This window comes from Aneurinibacillus tyrosinisolvens (assembly GCF_001015055.1).
GTDB classification, from domain to species: Bacteria; Bacillota; Bacilli; order Aneurinibacillales; family Aneurinibacillaceae; genus Aneurinibacillus_A; species Aneurinibacillus_A tyrosinisolvens.
Window position 1 is genome coordinate 52779 of the sequence record NZ_BBWZ01000018.1, and the last position, 24406, is coordinate 77184.

28 protein-coding genes and 1 pseudogene are annotated in these 24406 nt (G+C 44.9%); 7 read left to right on the forward strand and 22 right to left on the reverse strand.

The genetic code is table 11. The features are described 5' to 3' along the window. Window positions 1-4: 4 nt before the first annotated feature. From MBEAL2_RS16165 to MBEAL2_RS16190, 6 genes are all read right to left on the reverse strand, one after another. Window positions 5-949 (reverse strand): YybS family protein, encoded by a 945-nt coding sequence (locus MBEAL2_RS16165; RefSeq protein ID WP_161798220.1) that lies wholly within the window; start codon window positions 947-949, stop codon window positions 5-7. A 220-nt stretch (window positions 950-1169) separates the two neighbouring features. After that, window positions 1170-1400, reverse strand: a complete 231-nt coding sequence (gene rpsR, locus MBEAL2_RS16170) for a 30S ribosomal protein S18 (RefSeq protein ID WP_047153306.1) — start codon at window positions 1398-1400, stop codon at window positions 1170-1172. 32 nt (window positions 1401-1432) lie between these two features. After that, a complete protein-coding gene (locus MBEAL2_RS16175) occupies window positions 1433-1921 on the reverse strand; it encodes a single-stranded DNA-binding protein (protein ID WP_047153307.1) in 489 nt (162 codons plus the stop codon). Between the two features lie 26 nt (window positions 1922-1947). Continuing rightward, a complete protein-coding gene (rpsF, locus tag MBEAL2_RS16180) occupies window positions 1948-2238 on the reverse strand; it encodes a 30S ribosomal protein S6 (protein ID WP_047153308.1) in 291 nt (96 codons plus the stop codon). Between the two features lie 197 nt (window positions 2239-2435). Beyond that, window positions 2436-3542 carry a redox-regulated ATPase YchF gene (ychF, locus tag MBEAL2_RS16185; protein ID WP_047153309.1) on the reverse strand — a complete coding sequence of 369 codons (1107 nt, stop codon included), beginning with the start codon at window positions 3540-3542 and terminating at the stop codon, window positions 2436-2438. 104 nt (window positions 3543-3646) lie between these two features. Further along, entirely contained in the window at window positions 3647-5374 is a 1728-nt protein-coding gene (locus MBEAL2_RS16190) for a methyl-accepting chemotaxis protein (RefSeq protein WP_047153310.1), read from the reverse strand. Between the two features lie 206 nt (window positions 5375-5580). On the opposite strand from MBEAL2_RS16190, the gene MBEAL2_RS31820 reads away from it, so the two are divergent. Continuing rightward, a complete protein-coding gene (locus MBEAL2_RS31820; RefSeq protein ID WP_161798221.1) occupies window positions 5581-5730 on the forward strand; it encodes a hypothetical protein in 150 nt (49 codons plus the stop codon). Between the two features lie 68 nt (window positions 5731-5798). On the opposite strand, the pseudogene MBEAL2_RS16195 reads toward MBEAL2_RS31820, so the two are convergent. From MBEAL2_RS16195 to MBEAL2_RS16205, 3 genes and pseudogenes are all read right to left on the reverse strand, one after another. Further along, window positions 5799-6003: pseudogene (locus MBEAL2_RS16195) on the reverse strand (DUF951 domain-containing protein). Window positions 6004-6015: 12 nt separating this feature from the next. Then, window positions 6016-6954, reverse strand: a complete 939-nt coding sequence (locus MBEAL2_RS16200) for a mechanosensitive ion channel family protein (protein WP_236692910.1) — start codon at window positions 6952-6954, stop codon at window positions 6016-6018. Window positions 6955-6996: 42 nt separating this feature from the next. After that, the gene (locus MBEAL2_RS16205) at window positions 6997-7248 is read right to left on the reverse strand and encodes a putative Se/S carrier protein (RefSeq protein ID WP_047153311.1); all 252 of its coding nucleotides are present in this window, start codon (window positions 7246-7248) and stop codon (window positions 6997-6999) included. 286 nt (window positions 7249-7534) lie between these two features. Here MBEAL2_RS16205 and yyaC point away from each other — a divergent pair, with 286 nt between their 5' ends. Next, on the forward strand, window positions 7535-8170 hold the full coding sequence (yyaC, locus tag MBEAL2_RS16210; RefSeq protein ID WP_047153312.1) for a spore protease YyaC: 636 nt from the start codon (window positions 7535-7537) through the stop codon (window positions 8168-8170). Window positions 8171-8261: 91 nt separating this feature from the next. Here the strand turns inward: yyaC and MBEAL2_RS16215 are convergent, their stop codons facing one another. From MBEAL2_RS16215 to rpmH, 13 genes are all read right to left on the reverse strand, one after another. Beyond that, a complete protein-coding gene (locus MBEAL2_RS16215) occupies window positions 8262-8999 on the reverse strand; it encodes a DUF554 domain-containing protein (RefSeq protein WP_047153313.1) in 738 nt (245 codons plus the stop codon). Window positions 9000-9018: 19 nt separating this feature from the next. Then, the gene (locus MBEAL2_RS16220) at window positions 9019-10173 is read right to left on the reverse strand and encodes an aminotransferase class V-fold PLP-dependent enzyme (RefSeq protein ID WP_047153314.1); all 1155 of its coding nucleotides are present in this window, start codon (window positions 10171-10173) and stop codon (window positions 9019-9021) included. Between the two features lie 99 nt (window positions 10174-10272). Further along, window positions 10273-11124 carry a ParB/RepB/Spo0J family partition protein gene (locus MBEAL2_RS16225; protein ID WP_047153315.1) on the reverse strand — a complete coding sequence of 284 codons (852 nt, stop codon included), beginning with the start codon at window positions 11122-11124 and terminating at the stop codon, window positions 10273-10275. Further along, the gene (locus MBEAL2_RS16230; protein ID WP_047153316.1) at window positions 11117-11878 is read right to left on the reverse strand and encodes a ParA family protein; all 762 of its coding nucleotides are present in this window, start codon (window positions 11876-11878) and stop codon (window positions 11117-11119) included. Before MBEAL2_RS16230 ends, MBEAL2_RS16225 begins: the two co-directional genes overlap by 8 nt. A 45-nt stretch (window positions 11879-11923) precedes the next feature. Further along, on the reverse strand, window positions 11924-12748 hold the full coding sequence (gene noc, locus MBEAL2_RS16235) for a nucleoid occlusion protein (RefSeq protein ID WP_047153317.1): 825 nt from the start codon (window positions 12746-12748) through the stop codon (window positions 11924-11926). A gap of 131 nt (window positions 12749-12879) precedes the next feature. Further along, the gene (rsmG, locus tag MBEAL2_RS16240; protein WP_047153318.1) at window positions 12880-13596 is read right to left on the reverse strand and encodes a 16S rRNA (guanine(527)-N(7))-methyltransferase RsmG; all 717 of its coding nucleotides are present in this window, start codon (window positions 13594-13596) and stop codon (window positions 12880-12882) included. 9 nt (window positions 13597-13605) lie between these two features. Then, a complete protein-coding gene (gene mnmG, locus MBEAL2_RS16245; RefSeq protein ID WP_047153319.1) occupies window positions 13606-15489 on the reverse strand; it encodes a tRNA uridine-5-carboxymethylaminomethyl(34) synthesis enzyme MnmG in 1884 nt (627 codons plus the stop codon). A 42-nt stretch (window positions 15490-15531) separates the two neighbouring features. Continuing rightward, window positions 15532-16905: a tRNA uridine-5-carboxymethylaminomethyl(34) synthesis GTPase MnmE gene (mnmE, locus tag MBEAL2_RS16250; RefSeq protein ID WP_047153320.1), complete on the reverse strand. Its 1374-nt coding sequence runs from the start codon at window positions 16903-16905 to the stop codon at window positions 15532-15534. Window positions 16906-17034: 129 nt separating this feature from the next. After that, entirely contained in the window at window positions 17035-17787 is a 753-nt protein-coding gene (gene jag / locus MBEAL2_RS16255; RefSeq protein ID WP_047153321.1) for an RNA-binding cell elongation regulator Jag/EloR, read from the reverse strand. Further along, complete coding sequence (gene yidC, locus MBEAL2_RS16260; protein WP_173427724.1) at window positions 17784-18551, reverse strand: membrane protein insertase YidC; 768 nt, start codon at window positions 18549-18551, stop codon at window positions 17784-17786. Before yidC ends, jag begins: the two co-directional genes overlap by 4 nt. Before the next feature lie 71 nt (window positions 18552-18622). Beyond that, window positions 18623-18841: a membrane protein insertion efficiency factor YidD gene (gene yidD / locus MBEAL2_RS16265; RefSeq protein ID WP_047153322.1), complete on the reverse strand. Its 219-nt coding sequence runs from the start codon at window positions 18839-18841 to the stop codon at window positions 18623-18625. Further along, window positions 18838-19206, reverse strand: a complete 369-nt coding sequence (rnpA, locus tag MBEAL2_RS16270) for a ribonuclease P protein component (protein WP_047153323.1) — start codon at window positions 19204-19206, stop codon at window positions 18838-18840. Before rnpA ends, yidD begins: the two co-directional genes overlap by 4 nt. Before the next feature lie 102 nt (window positions 19207-19308). Further along, a complete protein-coding gene (gene rpmH, locus MBEAL2_RS16275) occupies window positions 19309-19443 on the reverse strand; it encodes a 50S ribosomal protein L34 (RefSeq protein WP_047153324.1) in 135 nt (44 codons plus the stop codon). Between the two features lie 584 nt (window positions 19444-20027). On the opposite strand from rpmH, the gene dnaA reads away from it, so the two are divergent. The 5 genes from dnaA to remB all read left to right on the forward strand — a co-directional run bounded on the left by dnaA (window position 20028) and on the right by remB (window position 24404). Continuing rightward, window positions 20028-21389 (forward strand): chromosomal replication initiator protein DnaA, encoded by a 1362-nt coding sequence (gene dnaA / locus MBEAL2_RS16280; protein WP_047153325.1) that lies wholly within the window; start codon window positions 20028-20030, stop codon window positions 21387-21389. 204 nt (window positions 21390-21593) lie between these two features. After that, the gene (dnaN, locus tag MBEAL2_RS16285; protein WP_047153326.1) at window positions 21594-22736 is read left to right on the forward strand and encodes a DNA polymerase III subunit beta; all 1143 of its coding nucleotides are present in this window, start codon (window positions 21594-21596) and stop codon (window positions 22734-22736) included. A 10-nt stretch (window positions 22737-22746) separates the two neighbouring features. Beyond that, window positions 22747-22977, forward strand: a complete 231-nt coding sequence (gene yaaA, locus MBEAL2_RS16290) for a S4 domain-containing protein YaaA (protein WP_047153327.1) — start codon at window positions 22747-22749, stop codon at window positions 22975-22977. Between the two features lie 53 nt (window positions 22978-23030). Beyond that, window positions 23031-24146, forward strand: a complete 1116-nt coding sequence (gene recF / locus MBEAL2_RS16295; RefSeq protein ID WP_047153328.1) for a DNA replication/repair protein RecF — start codon at window positions 23031-23033, stop codon at window positions 24144-24146. A 9-nt stretch (window positions 24147-24155) separates the two neighbouring features. Continuing rightward, window positions 24156-24404: an extracellular matrix regulator RemB gene (remB, locus tag MBEAL2_RS16300; protein ID WP_047153329.1), complete on the forward strand. Its 249-nt coding sequence runs from the start codon at window positions 24156-24158 to the stop codon at window positions 24402-24404. The last annotated feature ends 2 nt before the right edge of the window (window positions 24405-24406 follow it).

A 24406-nucleotide genomic window follows, 5' to 3' on the forward strand; every position in this document is an offset into this window, starting at 1 on the left:
GCTCCTATTTTTGAAAAAATCGACTCCGCAAATCAAACCCTATATCCACCATCCCGACTATTATTAGTATATAGGTAAACGACGGAATAAGAAATAAAATTACCGCCCCGATTAACAGCGCTTTATTCCACCCGCGCACATGAATCAGGTAGGCGATAACCCCAAGTCCCTGAATAAATAATAGGGTTTGCAGCAGGACATTGCCATTCATCGCAATCATATATAAGAATCGATAATGGCTAACATCCGGAATCATTACTAATACAAGTACAATAAGATAATAATACAAAATTGAACGCGGAAAGCGCAAATGATGGAGAGCAGGCAGCGCCTCGATCTGCGTACCCATTCTTTTTAATACACGCCTGGAAATCGCATGGTTTAACAAAGCGGAAACAAGAGCGGAAAGGATAAGCGATGCCGGTAAAATGACGGCCGTCATTAAAGGGACTTGCTCTTTTGCCTTACTCAGCATCTGCCGTGTTTGCTCCAGCTTTTGGACACTCTCTGCACTTCCCTGCCCGGCAGGCGGATGTTGTATCATCGCATCTACCTGTGACTGCACCTGTCCAATTACGCTTACGAATATCTTATTAATTACATCAACCGGGTTCACATGGAAAACGTAAATAGAAAATCCAATACTCAAAAAAAGAAAAACAAGGGACACGAGTGTTCCTCTAACAATAACCTGCCTGATTGATTTCCGGAGGCGGTAGCCGGCTCCCATAGCAAGTCCAAGCACCGCGCTTGGCAAGGCGACTATCAGTCCGGTGATATTTGCAAAAATAAAAACAAGCAGAACAGCTACGGCCAGGGCCATGATTCCAAGCCTTATACTGTGGCGGTACCCATATATCGTAAAAGGAACCGGCAGAGCGAACACCGCAAGGGCTCCCAGCGGTGTATAGAAGGCAAGCAGGAAAAGCACAAGAAAAATTGCACTCATGAATGCTCCTTCCACCATTCCCCTTATTCGATTCTGCATAAGAGCATTTACCTCATTTCTCCTAAATAAATAGACAAGAAAAAAATAGACGTCCAAACTCTTTAAATCTAACTAAATTTATCATAAATAATGATAAAGTGGCAAATACGAATCTCCATTCATCTAAAGAAAAAAGAGATGGAAAGAAAATTCCTTCCATCTCTTCCTATTATCCAATCGATTACTCAGTTACATATGGTAACAAAGCAATTTGACGAGCGCGTTTAATCGCAACTGTCAATTGACGTTGATATTTCGCAGAAGTACCTGTTACACGGCGAGGTAAAATCTTACCGCGCTCGCTCACGAACTTCTTAAGCAAATCAATGTCTTTATAGTCAATGTGTGTGATTTTATTGGAAGTAAAGTAACACACTTTACGGCGTTTGCCGCGTCCACGACGTTGTGCCATGAATGTCCCCTCCTTTTATACCGTTAGCGTAATTAAAATGGTAAATCATCATCCGAAATATCAATCGGCTTCTGGTCATTGGCAAAGGGGTTGTCATCATTAAACGCATCACGGGAGCGTCCACCGCCACCGGCACCGAAGGAAGATGGCTGCTGGGATTCAAATCCGCCGGAATGTCCGCCGGCTCCCTGGCCTTGTCCCTGTCCACCGCCGAGGAACTGAACATTTTCCGCGACAATTTCCGTTACATATACCTTGCGCCCTTCTTTATTATCGTAACTACGAGTTTGAATGCGCCCTTCCACAGCAGCTTGCTGTCCCTTCTTCAGGTACTGCGCGCAAAGCTCGGCTAATTTGCTCCAAACTACGATGGAAATAAAATCAGCTTCCCGCTCGCCCTGCTGGTTCGGTACTCTACGGTCAATTGCCAGCGTAAAAGTAGTAACAGCTGTCCCACTCTGTGTATAGCGAAGCTCCGGATCTTTCGTTAAACGACCTAACAATACCGCACGATTAAGCACGATAACCCCTCCCCAATCAATCGGACTTATTTTTCGTCTTCACGAACAACTAAGTAACGAATGACATCGTCGCTAATTTTCATCAGACGTTCCATCTCATTAACAGCCTGCGGCTCGGATTGGAAATTCATCAGTACATAGAAACCTTCGCGATGGTCATCGATTTCATATGCCAAACGTTTCTTACCCACTTCGTTAACCTTTTCCATTTCTCCACCGTTCTCAGTGATTACAGTAGAAAAACGTTCAACATCGGCCTTAGTAGCCTCTTCTTGAAGGTCTGGGCGTAAAATGTACATTACTTCGTATTTGCGCATACCTTTCACCTCCTTCTGGTCTAAGCGGCCCCATGTGGGGCAAGGAGCGAGCCCGTCTCACGTATGACACTTATAAACTCGCATTTCATAATAATACTAAATAATTAATTTGAACGCAAGCTTTTTAATGAAATGAACTTGTTCATTCGCTACAACCAAATATTACCATTAAAAAACTGAAGTTGTCTACCATTATTTTACACATTAAAACGGAAGTGCATAACGTCTCCATCGGCCACTACATACTCTTTACCTTCCAGACGAAACTTTCCATTTTCTTTGGCGATTGCCATTGATCCCGCTTCAACTAAATCATCGTAGGCTACGACTTCAGCCCGGATAAATCCACGCTCAAAATCATTATGAATAACCGCCGCCGCCTGCGGCGCCTTTGTGCCGCGGCGAATGGTCCACGCCCGCACTTCCTGAACACCGGCTGTAAAATATGTGATAAGGCCAAGCAGCGAATAAGCTGCACGGATGAGCTTATCGAGTCCGGATTCTTCAAGCCCAAGCTCTTCAAGGAACATGGCCTTATCTTCTGCATCCATTTCAGCGATTTCCGATTCTACTTTGGCCGAGATAATGACAACGCTTGAACCTTCTCCGGCCGCAAACCCTTTTACTTTCTCCACGTACGGGTTTTCCCCGTTCTCCGCTTGATGAATTCCATCCTCGCTTACGTTTGTAACATATAAAACCGGCTTCATCGTAAGCAGATGGAAGTGCTTTACAAGTTTTAATTCATCTTCTGAAAACCCCAGGCTGCGTGCGGGTTTTTCATTTTCCAGTGCTTCTTTTACACGAAGAAGAACATCGTATTCTGCCTTGCTTTCTTTGTCCCCTGATTTCACCTTTCTTCCGAGACGCTCAATCCGGCGTTCCACAGATTCCAAATCTGCCAGAATCAATTCAAGGTTAATTGTTGTAATGTCGTTAATCGGATCGATTTTTCCTTCTACGTGCGTGATATTCTCATCTTCGAAGCAGCGCACTACATGGGCGATCGCATCGACTTCACGGATGTGGGAAAGAAACTGGTTTCCGAGCCCTTCACCCTTGCTGGCGCCACGTACAAGGCCCGCAATATCAACGAATTGGAAAGCGGTCGGTACGGTTTTTTTCGGCACCACAAGTTCGGTTAATTTATCCAGGCGGGAATCCGGGACTTCTACGACCCCTACATTTGGTTCAATTGTACAGAACGGATAGTTCGCTGATTCAGCCCCCGCCTGGGTAATCGCGTTAAAAAGAGTGGATTTCCCTACGTTTGGAAGCCCTACAATTCCACAAGAATTAGCCATATATGTAAACACTCCTTACATTAATTTCAAAAACACTTTCACCATTATAGCATGACAAGCAGCACGGAAAAAATAAATTCATTTTCCATAAAAAAACACCGCGGCTACACGGTGTTCTCATTCGTACTATCCATCTTTTCCGCCTGGGGGAGCGTAAATACTAATATCGAAGATTCCAGGTTCTCATAAAGGCGGTTCAAGTTCTCACTTAACGTTTTTAACTGCTCGATAGAGTGGCTCTGCTGGGCGACCGATACGGAAACTTCCTGTACAGAAGCTACTTCCTGTACAGAGATGGCGGTAATTTGCTGGATCGAGCCAAGAACCTGGTTTGTTCGATCCGTCATTCCCTCCGCTTCTTTTTCAATGCTTGTTGTTCCGCTTGCGACATCGGATACCGCCTGATAAATTTCTTCAAAAATCTGGCCGTTGATTTCAACGAGCTCAGATCCCCTCACTACTTCCTGAAAACTTACTTCATTGCTTTGAATTGCGTTATTCGATGCTTGTTGTATAGCCTGAACACTTTCTATAATATTTCCAACCGAATGATTCGTCTGTCCGGCTAAACGCTGGATTTCCTGGGCAACAACAGCAAATCCTCTTCCCGCGTCTCCGGCCCTTGCCGCCTCAATGGATGCATTGAGTGACAGAAGGTTAATCTGCGAGGCAATTTGTTTGATAATATGAATCACCTCGGCGATTTCCTGAGAACGAACACCGAGCTGTTTCAGCTGCTCGGATGCTTCCGCGCCGCGGCTTAAAATTCTGTCCATCTGTGTAGAAATTTCCTTTACCTGCTCATTTCCTCTTTGCGATAATTCACGCGAATGTCCAGAGGATAAGGCGATTTCTTTTATTTTCCCATCCACCTTAGCCACAGCCTCTGCTGTTTTCGTGAACAAATCGGATACTTCTTTTATGTACCCTGTCCTGTTTTCCTGGCCGGCAGCCACCTCCGAGGCAGCAAGCGAAATGTGCTTTGATTCGTCTGCCACCTGCTGGGAAGCAAGCAATAACTCTTTACCGGCATTACCGACCAGATGAGAACTCTGGTTCATTTGCTGGATAACGTTGATAAGCTTTTGTCTCAGCTGTTCAAACCCACCGGCCAGCATCCCAATTTCATCTGTGCCCGGATTTGTAATTTCATTCGTTAAATCACCGGACGTTAGCTGCCTGGCATGCTCCGCTAAAGAAACAATCGGCTTTGTTATTTTTTTTGCGATAAAAGAAGAAATCAACCAGCCAATCGCCATGTTTAAAAAAATGAGAAAAACCGACCCGCCGAATATAAATTGTTCCAGCTTTTTAATAAATTCGGCGTCCATGTCAATCGCAAGAATCGCGCTTGTACCGAGAACAGGGGCAAAAATAGTCTTATGTACGCCTCGTTTATCCTCATAGATTTGGCTTATTTCCGTCGATCCCTGCAAAGCGGCGTCCATTTGCCTAGTAAAAGGATAAGCGGTTTTATGCTCTTTTGAATTACTTAATGCGATAAGATATCCTTTGCCGTTTTCTTTGGCAAGTACGTATACGTTCTCAACGCCCGCTCTTTTCTGGTAATTATTGAGGACGGTTACTAGCTGCTCATATTGCCTTGGGTTTTGTATAGCCCCATTGACCATAACCGGACCTGCGATCGTTTGCAGCCCTTCCATTCTAACTTTTAAAATGTTTTCAAATCCCGGTGCCACCTGCTTATTGATAATGTACGTGGATGTTGCATAAAGCATAAAGCTGAAAAACAAAGAAAATGCGGTAAAGGGAATAATAAATCCGAGAGATATTTTACGAGAAATCGAATGCCCTGCTTTCAAAAATCCCATTGTCTTCCGCTCCTTCTACTATGCCTGAAGATCTAAGTGCGCCATAGTAATACAGGTCGATATTACTACCGGGACAGGGACTTTTCAATAAACTTGGCTTATTCTTTATCTTATTTTTACAAACTTTATACATAAACTTTATATCTTATGGCACATCCCGTAATTATATTTCGGCATGGAGATACTACTTTCAGGAGGTGAAGACCATGCCAAATGAGTATTTAAACGAATACCCCCCTGCTCCGCTCTCGGAAAAGGAGGTGGAGAAGCTTCAATCCCTTGAACGGCAGCTAAGCCAGGAGCTCGAGAAGCCGATTCTCCTTATGGCCTTTGAGAAGGCTTCTTCCCAGCAGTAAAAAACACAAAAAGGGTGCGGACAAAAAGAAACTTCTTTGTCCGCACCCTTTTTTCATAAAGAAGGATTTTATTCTTTTGGCTCTGCCTGAAGCAAAATTTTCTTGATTCTCTTCTCAAATTTTTTGCCGGGGGATTAATACACTGTGCTCGCACCCCATACATTTAATCCGGATATCCATCCCCATGCGTATAATTTTCCACTCGTTTGCGCCACAGGGGTGGGATTTTTTCATTTCCACTACATCGCCAAGCCCGAATTCTTTTCGCTCCACGTCCAAGCCCCCTTATTTGTTGTCACTTTGTTTTGCACCCGCCTGTTCAGCGTCTTTAGTCGCCGATTGAATGTCTGTTTTCAAGCCGTCCTGCTGTGAAACCATTACCATATGAGGATAAGGAATTTCGATTCCCTTTTTATCAAACATTTCTTTGATTTCTGCGCGAAGCTTTCGCATAACCGGTATATGCTTGAGCGGCTGGCATTCTGCTATAACACGAATGACAATGTCAGATGGGCCAAACTGTTCAACACCAAGTACAGAAGGTGTCTCTACAATTTCCTCCATCTCATCCTTCCATTTTGGTGCCGCCTCTTCCAGCATAGCCAAAACACGGCTAATATCCTCGTTATAGGAAACACTAACATCTACGACAGCGACAGAATTCTCAATCGATAAGTTGGTCACTTCTTTAATGCTTCCGTTAGGAATAATGTGCACTTCTCCTGTCCAAACTTTGATACGGGTAATACGGAGCCCGATTTCCTGCACTGTTCCTGTTACATTATTAATGGTTATTACATCACCTACGGCAAACTGATCCTCAAATATAATAAAAAATCCCGTAATAATATCCCGGACTAAATTTTGTGCGCCAAAACCAATGGCCAGACCCAATACTCCGGCACTTGCAAGAAGGGGCTGCGGATTATAACCAAAAAAGAGAAAGATATTGAAAAAAGCGACAAAATAAATCGTATATTTTGCAATATTACTCGTGAGCGTGCGCATGGTTTCGCTGCGTCTTGGATCCATCCGAAGCCTCTGGAAACGCCCCTCTTCACGCCGCATAAATATCCTGTTTATAGCAGCATTGGAGACTCCAATGACTACTCTCGCTGCAATAAGAATGAGAATAATTTTTAAAACAATTCCTCCGAACAAAATCCATCTATCTATGTCTGTCACATAGGATATAAAATTATCGTAATACTTTTCTATGTTCAATTTTTTTATTCCTCCTCACCCTGTTGCCCTCTCTTTATGGCTCTAATTTTCTTCTCTTTGATAAGTAACATATGTCTCTTTTACTTTATGATAATACCCTTTTATGTCTACTTTTTCATCCTTTATAATGCGGTTTGCCTTCCAAAAGTCTTCCCGGGGTACATCTATGGACAGAGCACAGCCCGCTGTAATTTCTCTTGGTGTCGGGCGCGTGTCAATTTCAATATCCGCGTATTCCAGGAGCATTTCAGCCCGCAAAGCCTGCTGTGTGGAGTCAAAAGCAATTAAGATCATTCTGCACACATTCATCCCCTCATTTGCACATCGTTCAGACTTCTTTCTTCTTCCCTCTATAAACTATATCAAAGATTAAGAAGAGAATCCAAAAACACGCTCGCCGAAGAATATACACCCAGTTAGTGTCATACCATTTAGTAAGTGGTATAAACACTAATAAAACGCCAATTATATTTCTAAGAATTTGTCCCTTTCTTTTATCCTCTGAATAAGCTATGTAAGGAGTATATTTTCGGAAAAATTTACGTATACTAATACCATTATTTTTTGACGGGAGGTACGCATGATAAACAATAGCAATACGGTACACATGTATCCGCCCCATCCTTTTCGAATCGATCATTCAGAGGAGCAGGCCGTCCAGCAGTTAAGCCAGAATCTACAGCAGCGCCTTAAAATATACCGCGGTTATTCTGATATTGTTATTTTTTGCATTGGGACGGATCGCTCAACCGGTGATGCACTCGGTCCGATTGTCGGATCGAACCTGGAGAGAATGTATCCTTCCAATACAACGATTTATGGTACACTTGATTCTCCGGTGCATGCGGTAAATCTGCAGGAAACCATTGACCTTGTGAAAGCAAATCATCATAATCCCCTCATCATTGCGATTGACGCCTGTCTCGGCCAGTTAAACAGCGTTGGAAAAATCACCGTTTCCCATGGCCCGATTAAGCCGGGTGCCGGGGTAAAAAAGCAGCTGCCGGAAGTAGGTACATTCCATATTACAGGAATCGTAAACATCGGCGGGTTTATGGAATACTTTGTTTTACAAAACACACGGTTAAGCATTGTGATGAAGATGGGCGAAATCATTGCCTCCGCATTGAATCATGCCATCACGCAATCCAGGGAATATCCTCACCGCTACAATTCACTCTCAACGAGTTCTCTTTTTCAAAGCGCATCCGAATAATAAAGTTCCGCTTCTTTATAAAAGGAAGAGCATATGATTCGCTGCTCATTCATTACATTGAGATAAGCAGGGTATCATATGCTCTTTACTATTACGAAACTAACTGGAGCAGCCAATCCTTAATAGCCGGCCACTTCTGAAGAATAGGTACAGCCGCGCAAACAACGATAAGAGCGGGCAGCATATTAGCCGTTCTAACCTTCTTAATTTCCAACAGATTAACCGCAATCGCCATAATCATAATTCCGCCTGTAGCCGTAAGCTCATTCACAACGAGAAGGAGCATTTCCTTGCTCATCAGCTGGTTGATGTAGCTGGCGCTCAGAGCGATTGCCGACTGGTAAAGAAAAACGGGCACGGCCGAAAATGCCACGCCTCCACCCAGGGCCGAAGCAAAAATGACGGCAGAAAATCCATCGAGCATCGCTTTCGTGAATAATACCTGGTGGTCATTTCGCAGCCCGCTGTCAAGAGCCCCTAAAATCGCCATGGCTCCGACGCAGTATACAAGCGTCGCGGTAACAAAAGCGGTAGCAACACTCCCCTTTCCTTTTCCGCCTACTCTATTCTCAAGCCAAAGGCCGACACTGTGAAGTTTATCCTCAATCCCCCACCATTCTCCAAGAACACTTCCTACTACAAGGCTAAAGATAACAAGCAGAAAATTACCGGACTTTAAACCCATGCCAATCCCAAGCACGAATACAGCGAGAGCGATACCCTGCATTACTGTCGTTCTTACCTGATCCTTTATCCCTGAGAGCAGGGAACCCAGGAGAGCCCCTACAATGATTGCCACTGCGTTCACGATTGTTCCTACTAACACCATTGCTGAACTTTCTCCTCCTCTAGATGACAAAAGCCTCCCGTATTTCTACTAAAGCAGCCAGTAACTTATTTATATCTTCTATTTCGTTGAAATAGCCGAAGCTAATTCGCACGGCTCCTGTTTCCTTTGTTCCCACCGTCTCATGGGCGAGAGGGGTACAGTGAAAGCCGGCGCGCACAGCAATGCTGTATTCACGGTCTAAAATATAGGCGAGTTCGGAAGCATCAATCCCTTTCATTGTAAATGGAATCACCGCAAGCCGTTCGGTATCAATACCGGGACCATAAACAGTAATCCCTTCTATTTCTTTGAGCTTTTGCAGTGCATGCTTTGTCAGCATCCATTCTTTCTCCCGGATTCTCTCCAGGCCTGTCTCCAGGATAAAATCTAACCCTGCCGACAATCCTGCAATGCCCGGTGTATTCACTGTCCCGCTTTCATACCGGTCAGGACGGGTGGCGGGTTGATCGATATCTTCCGAGTGGCTGCCTGTGCCGCCATGGAGCAAGGGAATCAAATCGATAGAAGGATGAACATACAGCCCTCCTGTTCCCTGCGGACCGTAGAGCCCTTTATGGCCTGGAAACGCCAGCATATGAATATTCATCTTTTCTACGTCGATCGGCAAGATACCTGCGGTTTGCGCAGCGTCCACGAGAAAGGCAATGTTATGCTTGCGTGCCATTTCTCCAATTTCAGCTACAGGCGCGATAGTCCCGAGCAGGTTTGAGCCGTGGCTTACGACAATGAGCTTTGTCCTCTCCTGAATGGCTTCCTGAATCGATGCTTGCGGAAATGTATGCTGTTCCGGCTTTATGTACGTTATCTGTACCCCGACGTTCTTTTTTAAAAATTCCAGTGGACGGCGCACAGAATTGTGCTCAAGAGAAGTTGTGATGACATGATCGCCCGGTTTTAGAAATCCTTTGATCGCCTGGTTTAATGCCATGGTGGCGTTCGTTGTAAAAAAGATATCATTTGGGTTTTTTACATTAAAAAGGCGGGCAAGCTTCACTCTCGCCTGATATACTGTTTTGCTTGCTCTCATAGAAAGCACATGCCCTCCGCGTCCCGGGTTCGCTCCGTACTCCTCGATACACCGGGCAACTGCCTGGCTTACTTCCGGCGGCTTTGGCCAGCTGGAAGCAGCATTGTCCAAATAATTTATCCGCACGTTTACACCCTCCTTTGTTTAGCTATTTATCCTATGCAGCAGTGAAGGCAACCCTTTAGTGAGGTTGCCTTTGGTCATAAGCATTTAACTGCCGTTCTTTTATCCTTTTTCAATAATTTCCAGAATGCGTTCCAGATCATCTTCCGAGAAGTACGCGATTTCTATTTTTCCTTTATTTTTGCTTTTCCCCGGTTTAATATTCACCGATGTTCCAAATGCCATACGCATTCTTTCCTCAAGTTCTTTTACAAAATTTTGTTTCACGGCCAATCGTGTTTCACGTGAAACATTTTTCTTTTCTTCCATTTTTTTCACGATATCTTCTAGTTCACGTGCACTTAGCGATTTCTTCTCCACTTCTTTTGCGAGTTCTATTTTTACGCTGTCCCTCTCTATCCCGAGCAGCGTACGGGCATGCCCCATAGAAAGGCTGCCTTCCGAGACACGTTCCTGAATCTCCTCCGGAAGCTGAAGCAAACGCAAGAAATTCGCAACGTGTGGGCGGCTTTTTCCTACCTTTTTAGCGAGCTCTTCCTGTTTTAGTGAAAAAGCGGACATTAGCTTTTGATACGCCTGGGCAATTTCAATTGCATTTAGGTTCTCACGCTGTACGTTTTCAATAAGGGCGATTTGCATCACTTGTTCGTCGGTGAAATCTTTAATAGCAACAGGCACATGATCCAGCCCGGCTATTTTAGCGGCGCGCAGCCTTCTTTCTCCGGCTACCAATTCATACCCTTTCACGCTCTTTCTGGCAACAAGCGGTTGAATAATTCCATGTTCTTTAATCGATTCTGCAAGCTCCTTCAATGCCTCTTCTTCAAAGAATTTACGGGGCTGATACGGATTGGGACGGATGTTTTTGATTTCTACTTGCAAAATGTGATCATTCTCATCTACTTCCAGTGAAGGAATTAATGCATCAAGCCCACGGCCTAACCGCTTATTCAAGACCAATCACCTCTCTGGCCAGATCGCTGTATACTTCGGCTCCTTTGGAACGGCGATCATACGTAATAATAGACTGTCCGTGACTGGGTGCCTCGCTTAACCGAACATTGCGTGGAATTATCGTAGCGTAAACCTTTTCCTGAAAGTACTTCTTCACTTCGTCAATAACCTGAATGCCTAGATTTGTCCGCGCGTCCAGCATCGTCAGCAGCACACCTTCGATATAAAGATTCCGATTGAGCTGTTTTTGAACAAGACGAATCGTATTAAGGAGCTGGCTCAGCCCTTCCAACGCATAATATTCACACTGAATCGGTATAAGCACGGAGTCTGCGGCAGTCAAAGCATTAATCGTTAAAATACCGAGAGAAGGAGGACAATCAATAACAATGTAATCGTATTTGTCTTTAACAAGATCAAGTGCCTGCTTTAAACGCCTTTCCCGTGAATAAACAGGAACAAGCTCAATTTCCGCCCCTGCCAGTTGAATGGTCGCTGGCAAAACAAAAAGCCCTTCAGTTTCTGTAGGCAGAATAGCGTCAATCGTGTTTATATCATTGATTAAAACGTCATATATACAATAGCGTACATTTGCCTTCTCAATGCCAATACCACTTGTTGCATTTCCCTGCGCGTCAATATCCACCAACAGGACTTTTTTTCCTTCCTGGGCCATGCAGGCGCTAAGGTTGACAGACGTTGTTGTTTTCCCTACGCCGCCCTTCTGGTTGGTGACCGCGATAATTTTACCCATCCGTTTCACCTCTCTCCTTGAGAAACAAACACAACTCAATCCCTGCTATTTTTTCGATTTTGGTATTTTTATCGTAAACTGATAAAAATCATCATAATCTTCTTCTTCCGTCTGTATGTTTAATCCGCTTTGAAGCACCATATCGACCGACTGCCGGACGGTATTAATCGCAAGCCGCATATCTTTGGAAAACGAACGTCGTTTTGGCGTCTGTTTATCTTGATCTTTTTCAAGCAGAAGCTTAATTCGCTGCTCTGTCTGTTTTACGTTCCAGCCTCTTTGAATAATTTCCTGCAGCACTTGCAATTGCACTTTCTCTTCTTTAATAACGAGAAGAGCCCGGGCATGCCGTTCGGATATCGTTCTTGAGAGCAGTGCTTCCTGAACCGGTTCCGGCAAATGAAGGAGCCTTAGTTTATTCGCAACGGTTGACTGTCCTTTTCCCAAACGAGTGGCCAGGCTTTCCTGTGTTAATCCATGAATATCGATTAACTTCTGGTAAGCAATCGCTTCTTCTACGGGTGTTAGCCCTTCCCGCTGCAGGTTTTCGATTAACGCAATAGAAGCGGCCTGTTCGTTATTAAAATCCTTTATAATCGCTGGGATTTTTTCCATTCCCAGCTTTGTGACCGCTCTCCATCGACGCTCTCCTGCAATAATTTCAAATCGTCCGTGTCGTTCACGAACAATAATAGGCTGAATCACACCGTGTACTTTTATCGTCTCGCACAGCTCGTCAATCCGATCATCATTAAATACGGTTCGTGGCTGATATGGGTTAGGAACGATCTCTCTGACAGAAATTTGCCTTATTTCTTCATGATCAGTTGGTTCCGTAAGGCCAAATAAACGAGAAAACTGGTCTTTCATGAGATGACACCACCTAATCTTCTATCATTCCAAATGTACATATTCGCCAATCACAGCCCTATTTCCTGCCATTGTTTCACGTGAAACAATAAAAGCAGCCAAAATAGGCTGCTTGCGAAATAAACTATTTTTTATACAAGCGGTTTTTTCACAGGAGTCCCTGCTTTTCGCGGGTATGTGTTCGGCGTTTTTTCCTGTTTTCGGATCATAATAATATTTCGTTCCGCTTCTTCTTCCGGAAGATAAAGGCTTTCCACCTTCTGTGTTCTTGCCCCCAGTACCTTAATTGCCTTCTTCGCCTCTGTAAGCTCCTCTTCCACGTTCGAACCTTTCATGACGATAAAAAAACCATTCGGCTTTACAAAAGGAAGGCACAGCTCTGAGAGTACATTCATGCGTGCCACCGCACGTGCCGTGGCAATATCAAATGCTTCTCTATACTTCTTATCCTGTCCGGCATCCTCGGCACGGCTGTGTACGAAGGAAACATCCTGCAGTCCAAGACGATTCACAACTTCCTGCAGAAAGACAAGGCGTTTGTTCAGTGAATCGAGAATGGTCAGCTTCAAAGACGGAAAGCAAATCTTTAAAGGAATACCCGGAAACCCGGCACCCGATCCCACATCGATGATACTTTGCGCAGCAGTAAAATCAAAATAAAAGGCAGGTGTAATCGAATCATAGAAATGCTTTTCATACACCTGCTCCCTTTCCGTAATGCCTGTCAGGTTCATTTTCTCATTCCACTGTACAAGCAGCGAGTAATAAAGCTCAAATTGCTCAAGCTGCAGTTCACTCAAGACAATGGCATGTTCAGCAGCAAGCTGCTGCAGTTTCAAAGCATCCATAAGACCCTCCTAATTCGCGACTTTACGGTATGTTTCCAAATAAATTAGCAGAACAGAAATGTCTGCCGGGGTTACACCCGATACGCGGGAAGCCTGGCCGATAGATAAAGGTTTAACCTTATCCAACTTTTGTCTCGCTTCCATTGCAAGTCCATGAATGCTCATGTAGTCAATGCCTTCCGGAATGCGCTTTTTATCCATTTTCTTTAATCTCTCTACGTCTTGAAGCTGCTTGCGGATATATCCTTCGTATTTAATCTGGATCTCCACCTGTTCGGCCACGTCAGCTGGAACCGGAGATTCAGCAGGAGCAATTACCTCGACATGCTTATACGTCATTTCAGGGCGTCTTAGCAATGAATATACATCAATCGCATTATCAAGCTCCTTTGAGCCCGCTTCCCTTAACATTTGCTGTACCTCAGGCTTCGGTCCAATCTTTTTCTGTCTGAGTCTTTCCTTCTCCGCCTCTATTTTCTCTTTCTTTTCAACAAAGCGTTTGTATCTTTCTTCCTTTATTAACCCGATCTCATACCCGGTTTCCGTCAGCCGCATATCGGCATTATCGTGGCGAAGCAGGAGGCGGTATTCCGCACGGGAGGTGAGCAGACGATACGGCTCATTTGTTCCCTTTGTCACCAGATCATCAAGCATGACACCAATATATGCCTGAGAACGGTCGAGAATAAGCGGTTCCTTGCCCTGGACTTTACGGGCTGCGTTAATTCCAGCCATAATCCCCTGCCCGGCTGCTTCTTCATAGCCGGACGTTCCATTAAGCTGGCCTGCTGTGTAAAGGCCCTGGATTTGTTTTGTTTCAAGCGTTGGCCAGAGCTGGCTCGGCACCATCGCATCATACTCAATAGCATAGCCGGGACGCATCATTTTTACATTTTCCAGCCCGCTAATCGTTTTTAGAATTTCGAGCTGCACTTCTTCCGGCATACTTGTGGACAGTCCCTGTACATATACTTCCTCCGTATTCCGCCCTTCCGGCTCCAGAAAAATCTGGTGGCGCGGTTTATCGCTGAACCGGACAATTTTATCTTCAATGGACGGGCAGTAACGCGGCCCTGTCCCTTTGATCATGCCTGAGAACATAGGCGCGCGATGCAGGTTGTTATTAATTAATTCTTGTGTTTCCTCGCTTGTATACGTTAACCAGCATGGAAGCTGCTCATCCGTAAGAAACTCGGTTGTTTCATAAGAGAACGCGCGTGGAACGTCGTCTCCTGGCTGAATTTCTGTTTTATCATAATCAATGGAGCTGTTGTGGACACGTGGCGGTGTCCCCGTTTTAAAACGCACAAGTTCAAATCCAAGCTCCCGGAGATGCTCGGACAACCCAATAGAAGGCTGCATATTGTTCGGCCCGCTCTCATATTGCAATTCCCCAATGATGATTTTCCCACGTAAATATGTGCCTGTTGTAATTACAACCGCTTTTGCCGTATATTCGGCGCCCGTTTTCGTAATAACGCCTTTACATACTCCATCTTCGATAATGAGTCGCTCCACCATTCCCTGGCGAAGCAGCAAATTTTCCGTATTCTCAAGCGTTTGCTTCATCGTTTGCTGATAAAGGAACTTATCAGCCTGGGCGCGCAGTGCATGAACAGCCGGTCCTTTTCCTGTATTGAGCATTCTCATTTGGATATACGTTTTGTCAATGTTCTTGCCCATTTCCCCGCCCAGCGCATCAATCTCGCGCACAACATGTCCTTTAGCTGGTCCGCCAATAGACGGATTGCACGGCATGTAAGCAATCATGTCTAGATTTATCGTTATCATCAACGTTGAGCATCCCATACGGGCTGAAGCCAGTGCCGCCTCTACTCCCGCATGTCCTGCCCCAACAACAATTACATCAAATGTACCTGCTTGGTATCCCACTTTTTCGTTTCCTCCTCGGCGCGTTTTTCACGCGCATTCTTACTATTTTCCAAGGCAAAATTGAGAGAAAATCTGATCGAGTAAATCTTCACTTACCGTGTCTCCCACGACTTCCCCGAGAAGCTCCCATGTCCGCCGAATGTCAAAAGCAACCATATCCACCGGCATTCCGGCTTCAACCGCATCGATCGCCTCCCCGATTGTTCGGGACGCTTCGTTAAGCAATTGAATATGTCTGGCATTGCTTACATACGTTAAATCGTCGCTTTGTATGGAACCTGCGAAGAACAAGCGAGCAATCGCCTCTTCCAGCCGTTCCACTCCCTCTTCCTCTTTTACGGACATCATGATGAGCGGCAAACCAGGGACAAGTTCCCGGACTGCGTCCACATCAATTTTTTGCGGAAGGTCGGTTTTGTTCATAATAACAATGGCATTCATGTTTTGTACAACCTGAAGAAGGTTCCTGTCTTCCACTGTCAGCTCTTCTCCGTAATTTAGCAATAAAAGTGTTAAATCCGCTTTCGCCAGCATTTCTCGGGACTTTTCTACACCAATCCGCTCGACAACGTCCTCAGTTTCCCGAATTCCTGCTGTATCAACTAACCGCAGCGGAATGCCGCGCACGTTAACATATTCTTCAATAATATCACGCGTTGTTCCCGGGATGTCGGTCACAATCGCTTTTACTTCCTGCAAAAAGCTATTTAGAAGAGAGGATTTTCCAACATTGGGACGCCCAACAATGACCGTTGCCAGCCCTTCCCGGATGATTTTTCCCTGTTTAGCCGTCCGGAGAAGCTTTTCTATCTCTTCCCGTACCCAGCGGCTTTTGTCTGCAAGCAGCGTACGGGTCACTTCATCAACATCATGCTCCGGATAATCGATCGTTACCTCGATATGGGCCATTAATTGAATGAGCTGATGGCGCAGCTGTTCAATCAGCCTCGACAGCTTCCCCTGCACCTGGCTAACGGCTACCTTCATCGCCCGGTCCGTCTTTGCCCGAATTAAGTCGATAACGGCCTCCGCCTGGGAAAGGTCAATGCGCCCGTTTAGAAACGCCCGTTTCGTAAACTCGCCCGGCTCGGCCAGCCTTACTCCCTGTGCCAGGATGAGATCGAGCACGCGATTCACGGAAACAATGCCGCCATGGCAGTTAATCTCCGCCACGTCCTCTCTTGTAAACGTACGGGGCGCTCTCATTACACTGACCATCACTTCTTCTAGAACGTCACCTTTTTCATCCACAAGGTGACCGTAATGTATTGTATGGCTATCCACAGTGGATAACCGCTTCCTGCCTTTAAAAACCTTATCCACAGCCTGGATGGCATCCGTTCCACTGACTCTTATAATGGCAATTCCGCCCTCACCGAGCGGAGTTGCGATTGCTGCTATTGTATCAAACTCCATTATTATGTCACCCACAAAAAACATGTTTTTTAAAGCATTCCCTAAATGTATAGAATACCATACTTTAACTATTTTTGAGAATAGAAAAACCCTCTCTACTGAAAATAGAAAGGGTTTATGCACAGCATATTATTTTTTAGGACTAATGACAACCCTGCGGTAAGGTTCCGAGCCTTCACTCATTGTTTCAACCTTACTGCGTTTTTGAAGGTAACTGTGGATAATTTTTCTTTCCGCCGGATTCATTGGCTCAAGCCGGACAGGTTTATTCGTTCTTACAGCCTGAGCAGCCATTCTCTCAGCTAATTGTTCAAGAGATTCCTTTCGTTTCTGGCGGTAATTCTCCGCATCGAGCACGATACGAACCCGCTTTTCCGCGTAACGATTGGCAACGATATTTACGAGGTACTGAAGGGAATCAAGCGTCTGGCCCCGGCGGCCGATAATAAGCCCTAATCCTTCTCCCTTAATAATGAAACCGGGATTCCCGCTAAATTTAGTTTCTTCCACTTCGGCATTCAGCCCCATTGTAGAAAGAACCTCCTCCAGGAAGGATTTTCCCTGTTTCACCGCTTGTTGTTCTGTTTGCCTTTTCGCCTCCGGTTTATCCTCTTTCCCGGAAGGAAGGATTACTTCCGGAAGAATCTCATGAACCGGTGGCTCGGAAGAAGAACCTTCAGAAGCAGAAACAAGCACCTCTTCTTTCTGCTCTTGTAGGACAACTTCTACTTTGGCTTCCCGCGTACCGATGAATCCAAGGAAACCGCGGCTTGGTTCCTCAAGCACACGATATGTCACCTGTTCTCTTGTTGCCTTCAGCTGCTGCAGTGCTGCACGAATCGCATCTTCCACTGTTTTTCCGGTTGCCGTTACCTTATTCACTTCGCCACTCCTCCCTTAGGAGTGGTATCCCGGTAAAGGAAGTACGTCTGAATAATAGAGAAAATATTTCCATATACCCAATACAGCGCCAAAGCGGACGGAAGTGAAACCGAAATGAAAAGAATCATGGCCGGCATGAGATACAGCATCATTTTCATCTGCGGATTATCTGACATTGCCGTATTGTTTCTCATCATAATCCATTGCTGCAGGAATGTGGTTGCTGCAGCAATAATCGGCAGAATAAAATAAGGATCTTTTTCGCCAAGCTGGAGCCACAAAAAGTCATGATGGCGAATGGGTCCCGTACGAACAATCGCATGGTAGAAAGCAAGAAGAATTGGCATTTGAATCAAGATCGGCAAACAACCGGAAAGGGGATTCACCTGGTTTTCCTGATACAGCTTAACCATTTCCTGCTGGTACTTCTGCGGGTCTTTCTTGTGCTTATCTTTAATTTTAACTAAAAGAGGTTGAAGCTCCTGCATTTTCTTACTGCTTTTCATCTGCTTAAGCATAAGGGGCAGAATCGCTAAACGAACAATAACGGTAACAATAAGAATCGCAATTCCGTAGCTTCCTCCGAATACATCGGCCGTCCTCTGAAGCATCCAGGATAGCGGAAAAACAAAAAACTTGTCCCATATTCCGCCATGTACCGGGTCAATTGGAAGAGGATGGTTCGGATTCGCTGCGGTACATCCAGCCGAAAGCACAGCAATCAAAACAAAAAGTAGTGCTATTTTCAATCGCCTTGGCAGCAAGAAATACTCCTCCTTGCAACTATGTATTTTTGGCCCCCCTATGAAGAAGAGGCCTTGTTTATGAAGCTACTTTACGGAACCTCGTCAATGCCGCCCGGGTGCATAGGATGACAGCGTGAAATGCGCTTTACTGCCAGCCAGCCCCCTTTCCATGGTCCATATCTTTCCATCGCTGTTAACGCATATTGCGAACACGTAGGATAAAAACGGCAGGAGGGCGGTGTTAACGGTGAAATAAACTTTCTATAGAAGGTAATGGAAGAAATAAAAAATTTCTGAACAAGCTTCATGGACGTATCCCCTGCCCTTTTTTCGATTCAGAGAACAATTTTGCTTTTCTCATACAATGATAAAGGCTGTCCCGAAGCTGATCAAACTCCAATTCCACAGCAGGCAAGCGGCAAATGACAATGAAGTCTACATTCGTTCTCACTTCGTCCGCGCGTAAACGAACGGCTTCTTTAATCATTCGGCGCAAGCGATTCCGTGTCACCGCGTTCCCCATTTTCTTACTGACAGACACACCGATTCGAAAAGACTCCTGTTCTTCTTTCTTCAAAAAATAAATGACGAATTGCCGGTTAGCGACGGATGTACCGCGCTTGAAAACAACCTGGAATTCTTCATTCTTTCGCAATCGATTCTTGCGATACAAGGGATACACTCCTTACGTATGGCTTGGCTTATTCATTGATTTCTACACGCTTCATTCTTTACATAACCAAAAACGGTAGAAAAGGCCACTATGAGAGTGGCCTTACGCTGACAATACTTTTCTTCCTTTTTTACGGCGGTTCGCAAGCACTTTGCGGCCGTTCTTTGTGCTCATTCGAGCGCGGAAGCCATGAACTTTGCTACGTTTACGGTTATTTGGGTTAAAAGTTGGTTTCATTATATCCACCTCCTTATGAGGGTTCCATCCACTATAGACAGTCTAGACTATTATATCTACCCACCACGCCTGGTGTCAAGTCTCTTTCATTTTATCCACATTTTTCATTTCCCAAACGATGTGTGGATAAAATTATTTCCCGTAATTCAATTATCGACATGCTTCTCTCCTGGTTATTCACAAAATCTTGTGTTGTGAATATCTCTTTTGCACAACGTGTAGACTTTGTGGATAACTTTAAAAAAATCATTGCGGTAGGCATTTTTATCTGATATCATGAGTTTGTTTTAACTGGTGGATAACTTTTAATAAACAAAGAGGTTGTCCACAGCGTGTGGATAAAACTGTGGACATTTATACATGGGTGTGGAAAAGTAGTCCACATATCTGGGGATTCTGTCGAAAAGATATAAAAAGCCAGTAAATAACACGGGAAGTTATGAGGGGATTTATCCACAGCTCGTTTTACCGACGATAAGGAAGTTGTACATACTTCTTCTTAAAATAATGATAAGACCCTGTAAATAAAGAACGTTTGGCGGGGACCCGTATACAAAGCGGGAAGGAAGTAAGGGAGGAGAATTATGGTTACAAATGTGAAAGAGCTCTGGGATGCAACACTCTCACATATACAGACACGAATAAGCAAGCCCAGCTTCGAGACATGGTTGAAATCGACAAAAGCGACCTCCCTCGACGATGATACTCTTCTTATTACAGCTCCGAACGAGTTCACAAGAGATTGGTTGGAGTCTCGCTACTCCGATCTCATTCTGGAGACATTATATGAAGTGACAGGAAGAACGATTACAATTAAATTCATTATTCCCACTTTGACTGCGCAGCACGATGAAGCGGAAATGGCGGCGCAGCCGGTCTCCCGGGAAAAGCGACACGGAGCAAATGATGAATATCCGCAGACCGTCCTTAATCCAAAATATACATTTGATACATTTGTAATTGGAACCGGCAACCGCTTCGCGCACGCTGCTTCTCTTGCAGTAGCCGAAGCACCTGCAAAGGCTTACAATCCTCTTTTTATCTACGGAGGCGTAGGTCTTGGAAAAACGCACTTAATGCATGGGATCGGACATTATGTCCTAGAACAAAACCCGAACGCGCGGGTTGTTTATCTTTCTTCCGAGAAATTTACGAATGAATTCATTAACTCAATCCGTGACAACCAAACGGTTAATTTTCGAAATAAATACCGCAATGTCGACATCCTCCTTATAGATGATATTCAATTTCTGGCCGGCAAGGAGCAGACCCAGGAGGAGTTTTTCCATACATTTAACGCGCTCCACGAGGAAAGCAAGCAGATCATCATTTCAAGTGACAGACCGCCTAAGGAAATTCCAACGCTTGAAGACAGGCTGCGTTCCCGCTTTGAGTGGGGACTCATTACAGACATCCAGCCGCCGGATCTTGAAACACGAATCGCGATTTTGCGAAAAAAAGCAAAAGCGGAAAACCTGGAAATCCCTAATGAAGTCATGGTATATATCGCGAATCAAATCGACACGAACATCCGGGAACTGGAAGGCGCACTCATCCGTGTTGTCGCTTATTCTTCTCTTATCAATAAAGATATTGACGGCGAACTTGCGACCGAAGCATTAAAAGATATTATTCCTTCCACGAAACCGAGGGTAATTAATATCCTGGGGATCCAGCAGGTTGTCGGAGAGTACTATGGTTTAAAAATGGATGACTTTAAAGCGAAGAAGCGTACGAAGTCCGTAGCGTTCCCGCGGCAAATTGCCATGTATCTGTCCAGAGAACTGACGGATTTTTCCCTTCCTAAAATCGGGGAAGAATTTGGAGGACGTGATCATACAACGGTCATTCATGCCCACGAAAAAATTACGCATGCTCTGCAGACCGACCGCCAGATGCAAACGACGATTCAGGACTTAATTGACACGATAAAGAATGGAAAGTAAACCAGGGCTTGTTTCCCTGTGGATAAATGTGAATATACGGACCAGCCTGTACACAGACTTATCCACATGTGTATAGGCTTTATTTCTTTTCTAAAACATACTTATACACATATTCACCGCCCCTATTACTATTATTAGTCTTAAAAAAAGAATAAAATATAAGTATATGACAGGATACCAATAAAAATTCCTAAGGGGGATATAATGGAATTTACGATTCAACGAGACCAATTAACGAATGCGATTAGTACAGTGGGCAAAGCTGTATCATCAAGAACAACCATTCCGATTCTCACCGGAATTAAAATCGTAGCACATGAGGATGGGATTACGCTTACGGCCAGTGATTCAGATGTTTCGATTGAACAATATGTACCAGCAGAGTCAGGGGACGAACAGTGGATTGAAAATATCCTGCCCGGAAGCGTCGTGCTGCCTTCTCGTTTTTTTGGAGAAATTGTCAGGAAGCTTCCAGGTGAGCAGGTAAAGATTTCTGTAAATGATCGATTTGTGACAACGATTTCTTCTGAGCGGGCAGAATTTAACTTAAATGGCATGAATGCGGAGGATTATCCAAGGCTTCCACAAATTGAAGAAGACCGTGTATTGAGCCTCCCTGCTGATTTATTGAAAATAATGATCCGGCAAACGGTATTTGCTGTGGCAACGAATGAAACGCGCCCGATTCTTACCGGTGTGATGTGGAAGCTGGACGACAGCCATCTTTCGTTTGTCGCGACCGATAGCCACCGGCTAACAACACGGAAATCCTCCGTAGAATCTTCCGTTGAACTTGGATTTGAGAATGTTGTCATACCGGGAAAAAGCCTGGTGGAACTGAGCAAAATCCTTCCGGATGACGACAGGCTTATCGATATCGTTATCACGGATAACCAGATTCTTGTAAAAATTCAACACGTTTTATTTTATTCCCGGATTCTAGATGGGACATACCCGGATACTAGCCGAATTATTCCGCAAAATACAAAAACGGAGATTAATTTATCGACGAAAGAGTTTCTAGGAGCGATTGAAAGGGCAAGCTTGTTAGCAAAGGACGGAAAGAGCAATGTCGTGCGGCTGTTTACACGCCCTGACGGCATTGTTGAAGTTTCCTCCAACACGCCGGAAGTGGGAAAAGTAACGGAGGAAATCGTTCCGTTATCCTTAGAAGGAGAGGATGTTAAAATATCTTTTAATGCTAAGTATATGCTTGATGCGCTTCGTGCTGTGGACAGCCAGGAAATCCGCATCGGGTTTACAGGTGCGATGAGCCCTTTCATTCTCAGGCCAACGGAGTATGACTGGATCCTTCACCTGATTCTCCCTGTCCGGACTAACCAATAGGGGTGACAAGATGAATAAACAAGTAGTGGAGATTACAACGGAGTACATTCCGCTTGGCCAGTTTCTCAAGCTCGCGGGCATTATTGACACCGGTGGACAGGCAAAAATGATTCTCGCCGAAACACATATCGAGGTAAATGGAGAAACTGAAAACCGCCGCGGCAAAAAGTTGTATAATGGAGATACGGTCTACGTAGACGGCTTCGGTACGTACGAAGTTTCACGCCAAACCGATGAGTAGCCTGCAGCATGTGATTATTCCGCAGGCGGATGTGCATTGGGAGGGAAAACTGTTTGATACTGAAAGAACTGGAGCTAACGCATTATCGAAACCTGGAACAGATACAGGTTCGTTTCGATGATCCGATTATTCTTTTTGTAGGACCCAATGCGCAGGGGAAGACCAATTTACTGGAGTCGATTTATGTGCTTGCCATGGCAAAGTCCCATCGCACAAGCAAGGACAAAGAACTGATTCGGTGGGACGAATCGTTCGCCAGGCTTTCTTGCAGGGTTGAGAGGCGCCATGGCCCGCTCGGCCTTGATATTCAGTTGACTGCACGGGGAAAAAAAGCGAAAATTAATGGTCTGGAGCAGCGTAAATTAAGTGATTATATTGGTGCGATGAACGTGGTTATGTTTGCTCCTGAGGATCTAAATATTGTAAAGGGAAGCCCGCACGTTCGGCGCCGTTTTCTCGATATGGAGATTGGACAGGTGTCGCCGACGTATCTTTACCATATCTCCCAATATCAAAAAATTGTCCAGCAGCGTAATCAGGCGATGAAGGAATTACAGCAGCGGAAACAATTCCGGGAAATGCTTGATGTTTACAACAGGCAGATGGCCGACCTTGCCGTGAAAGTCCTGCAAAAACGGTTTGTTTTCATGGAGAAACTGAAAGAATGGGGCCGAGAAATTCACGCGCAGATTACCCAGGGCGGCGAAAGCCTCACCCTTTCTTATGAAAATACCCTTCCTGTTACACAAGACATGTCCCGCGAGGAAGCGGAGGAAAGCGTTTATCAGCACCTTACTTCGATACAGGAGCGGGAAATCGCCCGCGGCACGAGCCTGGCTGGACCACACCGCGATGATATTCATTTTTTTATTAACGGAACAAACGTTCACCAGTACGGCTCCCAGGGGCAGCAGAGAACGACGGCTCTCTCTTTAAAATTGGCGGAAATTGAGCTGATTCACCAGGAAGTTGGGGAATATCCCCTGCTTCTTTTGGATGATGTTCTCTCCGAGCTTGATGCCAATCGGCAATCCCACCTTTTGCAAAATATAAAAGATCGAGTGCAGACTTTTGTTACGACAACAGGCGTAGAGGGGCTTTACCATCAAACATTAAAGCAGGCTGCCCTTTACCGGGTAAGACAGGGGACAGTCGAGCGGGAAACGTGAGGGAAGAGAATGTTTATACATTTAGGCGGCGATACCGTTGTACGCTCGAAAGATGTGATTGTCATTCTTGATTACCACATGAAACAATCTTCTAAAATTACCCGGCAATTTCTGCAAGAAGCGGAGCAAACAGGGCGAATAATCCTGCTGGGAAACGAACAGAGCAAGTCATTTGTCATTACAAAAGACAAAGTATACTGTTCTCCGATTTCATCGCTTACTTTAAAGCGGCGTGCTAATTTTTTGGAAAGCAGGTGAGA

Excerpts from the sequence above, each read along its gene's own strand:
- MBEAL2_RS16165 (WP_161798220.1), bottom strand. The coding sequence starts at position 949 with ATGAGTGCAATTTTTCTTGTGCTTTTCCTGCTTGCCTTCTATACACCG.
- rpsR (WP_047153306.1), bottom strand. The coding sequence starts at position 1,400 with ATGGCACAACGTCGTGGACGCGGCAAACGCCGTAAAGTGTGTTACTTT.
- rpsF (WP_047153308.1), bottom strand. The coding sequence starts at position 2,238 with ATGCGCAAATACGAAGTAATGTACATTTTACGCCCAGACCTTCAAGAA.
- ychF (WP_047153309.1), bottom strand. The coding sequence starts at position 3,542 with ATGGCTAATTCTTGTGGAATTGTAGGGCTTCCAAACGTAGGGAAATCC.
- MBEAL2_RS16190 (WP_047153310.1), bottom strand. The coding sequence starts at position 5,374 with ATGGGATTTTTGAAAGCAGGGCATTCGATTTCTCGTAAAATATCTCTC.
- MBEAL2_RS31820 (WP_161798221.1), top strand. The coding sequence starts at position 5,581 with ATGCCAAATGAGTATTTAAACGAATACCCCCCTGCTCCGCTCTCGGAA.
- MBEAL2_RS16205 (WP_047153311.1), bottom strand. The coding sequence starts at position 7,248 with ATGATCTTAATTGCTTTTGACTCCACACAGCAGGCTTTGCGGGCTGAA.
- yyaC (WP_047153312.1), top strand. The coding sequence starts at position 7,535 with ATGATAAACAATAGCAATACGGTACACATGTATCCGCCCCATCCTTTT.
- MBEAL2_RS16215 (WP_047153313.1), bottom strand. The coding sequence starts at position 8,999 with ATGGTGTTAGTAGGAACAATCGTGAACGCAGTGGCAATCATTGTAGGG.
- MBEAL2_RS16230 (WP_047153316.1), bottom strand. The coding sequence starts at position 11,878 with ATGGGTAAAATTATCGCGGTCACCAACCAGAAGGGCGGCGTAGGGAAA.
- noc (WP_047153317.1), bottom strand. The coding sequence starts at position 12,748 with ATGAAAGACCAGTTTTCTCGTTTATTTGGCCTTACGGAACCAACTGAT.
- rsmG (WP_047153318.1), bottom strand. The coding sequence starts at position 13,596 with ATGGATGCTTTGAAACTGCAGCAGCTTGCTGCTGAACATGCCATTGTC.
- mnmE (WP_047153320.1), bottom strand. The coding sequence starts at position 16,905 with ATGGAGTTTGATACAATAGCAGCAATCGCAACTCCGCTCGGTGAGGGC.
- yidD (WP_047153322.1), bottom strand. The coding sequence starts at position 18,841 with ATGAAGCTTGTTCAGAAATTTTTTATTTCTTCCATTACCTTCTATAGA.
- rpmH (WP_047153324.1), bottom strand. The coding sequence starts at position 19,443 with ATGAAACCAACTTTTAACCCAAATAACCGTAAACGTAGCAAAGTTCAT.
- dnaA (WP_047153325.1), top strand. The coding sequence starts at position 20,028 with ATGGTTACAAATGTGAAAGAGCTCTGGGATGCAACACTCTCACATATA.
- dnaN (WP_047153326.1), top strand. The coding sequence starts at position 21,594 with ATGGAATTTACGATTCAACGAGACCAATTAACGAATGCGATTAGTACA.
- yaaA (WP_047153327.1), top strand. The coding sequence starts at position 22,747 with ATGAATAAACAAGTAGTGGAGATTACAACGGAGTACATTCCGCTTGGC.
- remB (WP_047153329.1), top strand. The coding sequence starts at position 24,156 with ATGTTTATACATTTAGGCGGCGATACCGTTGTACGCTCGAAAGATGTG.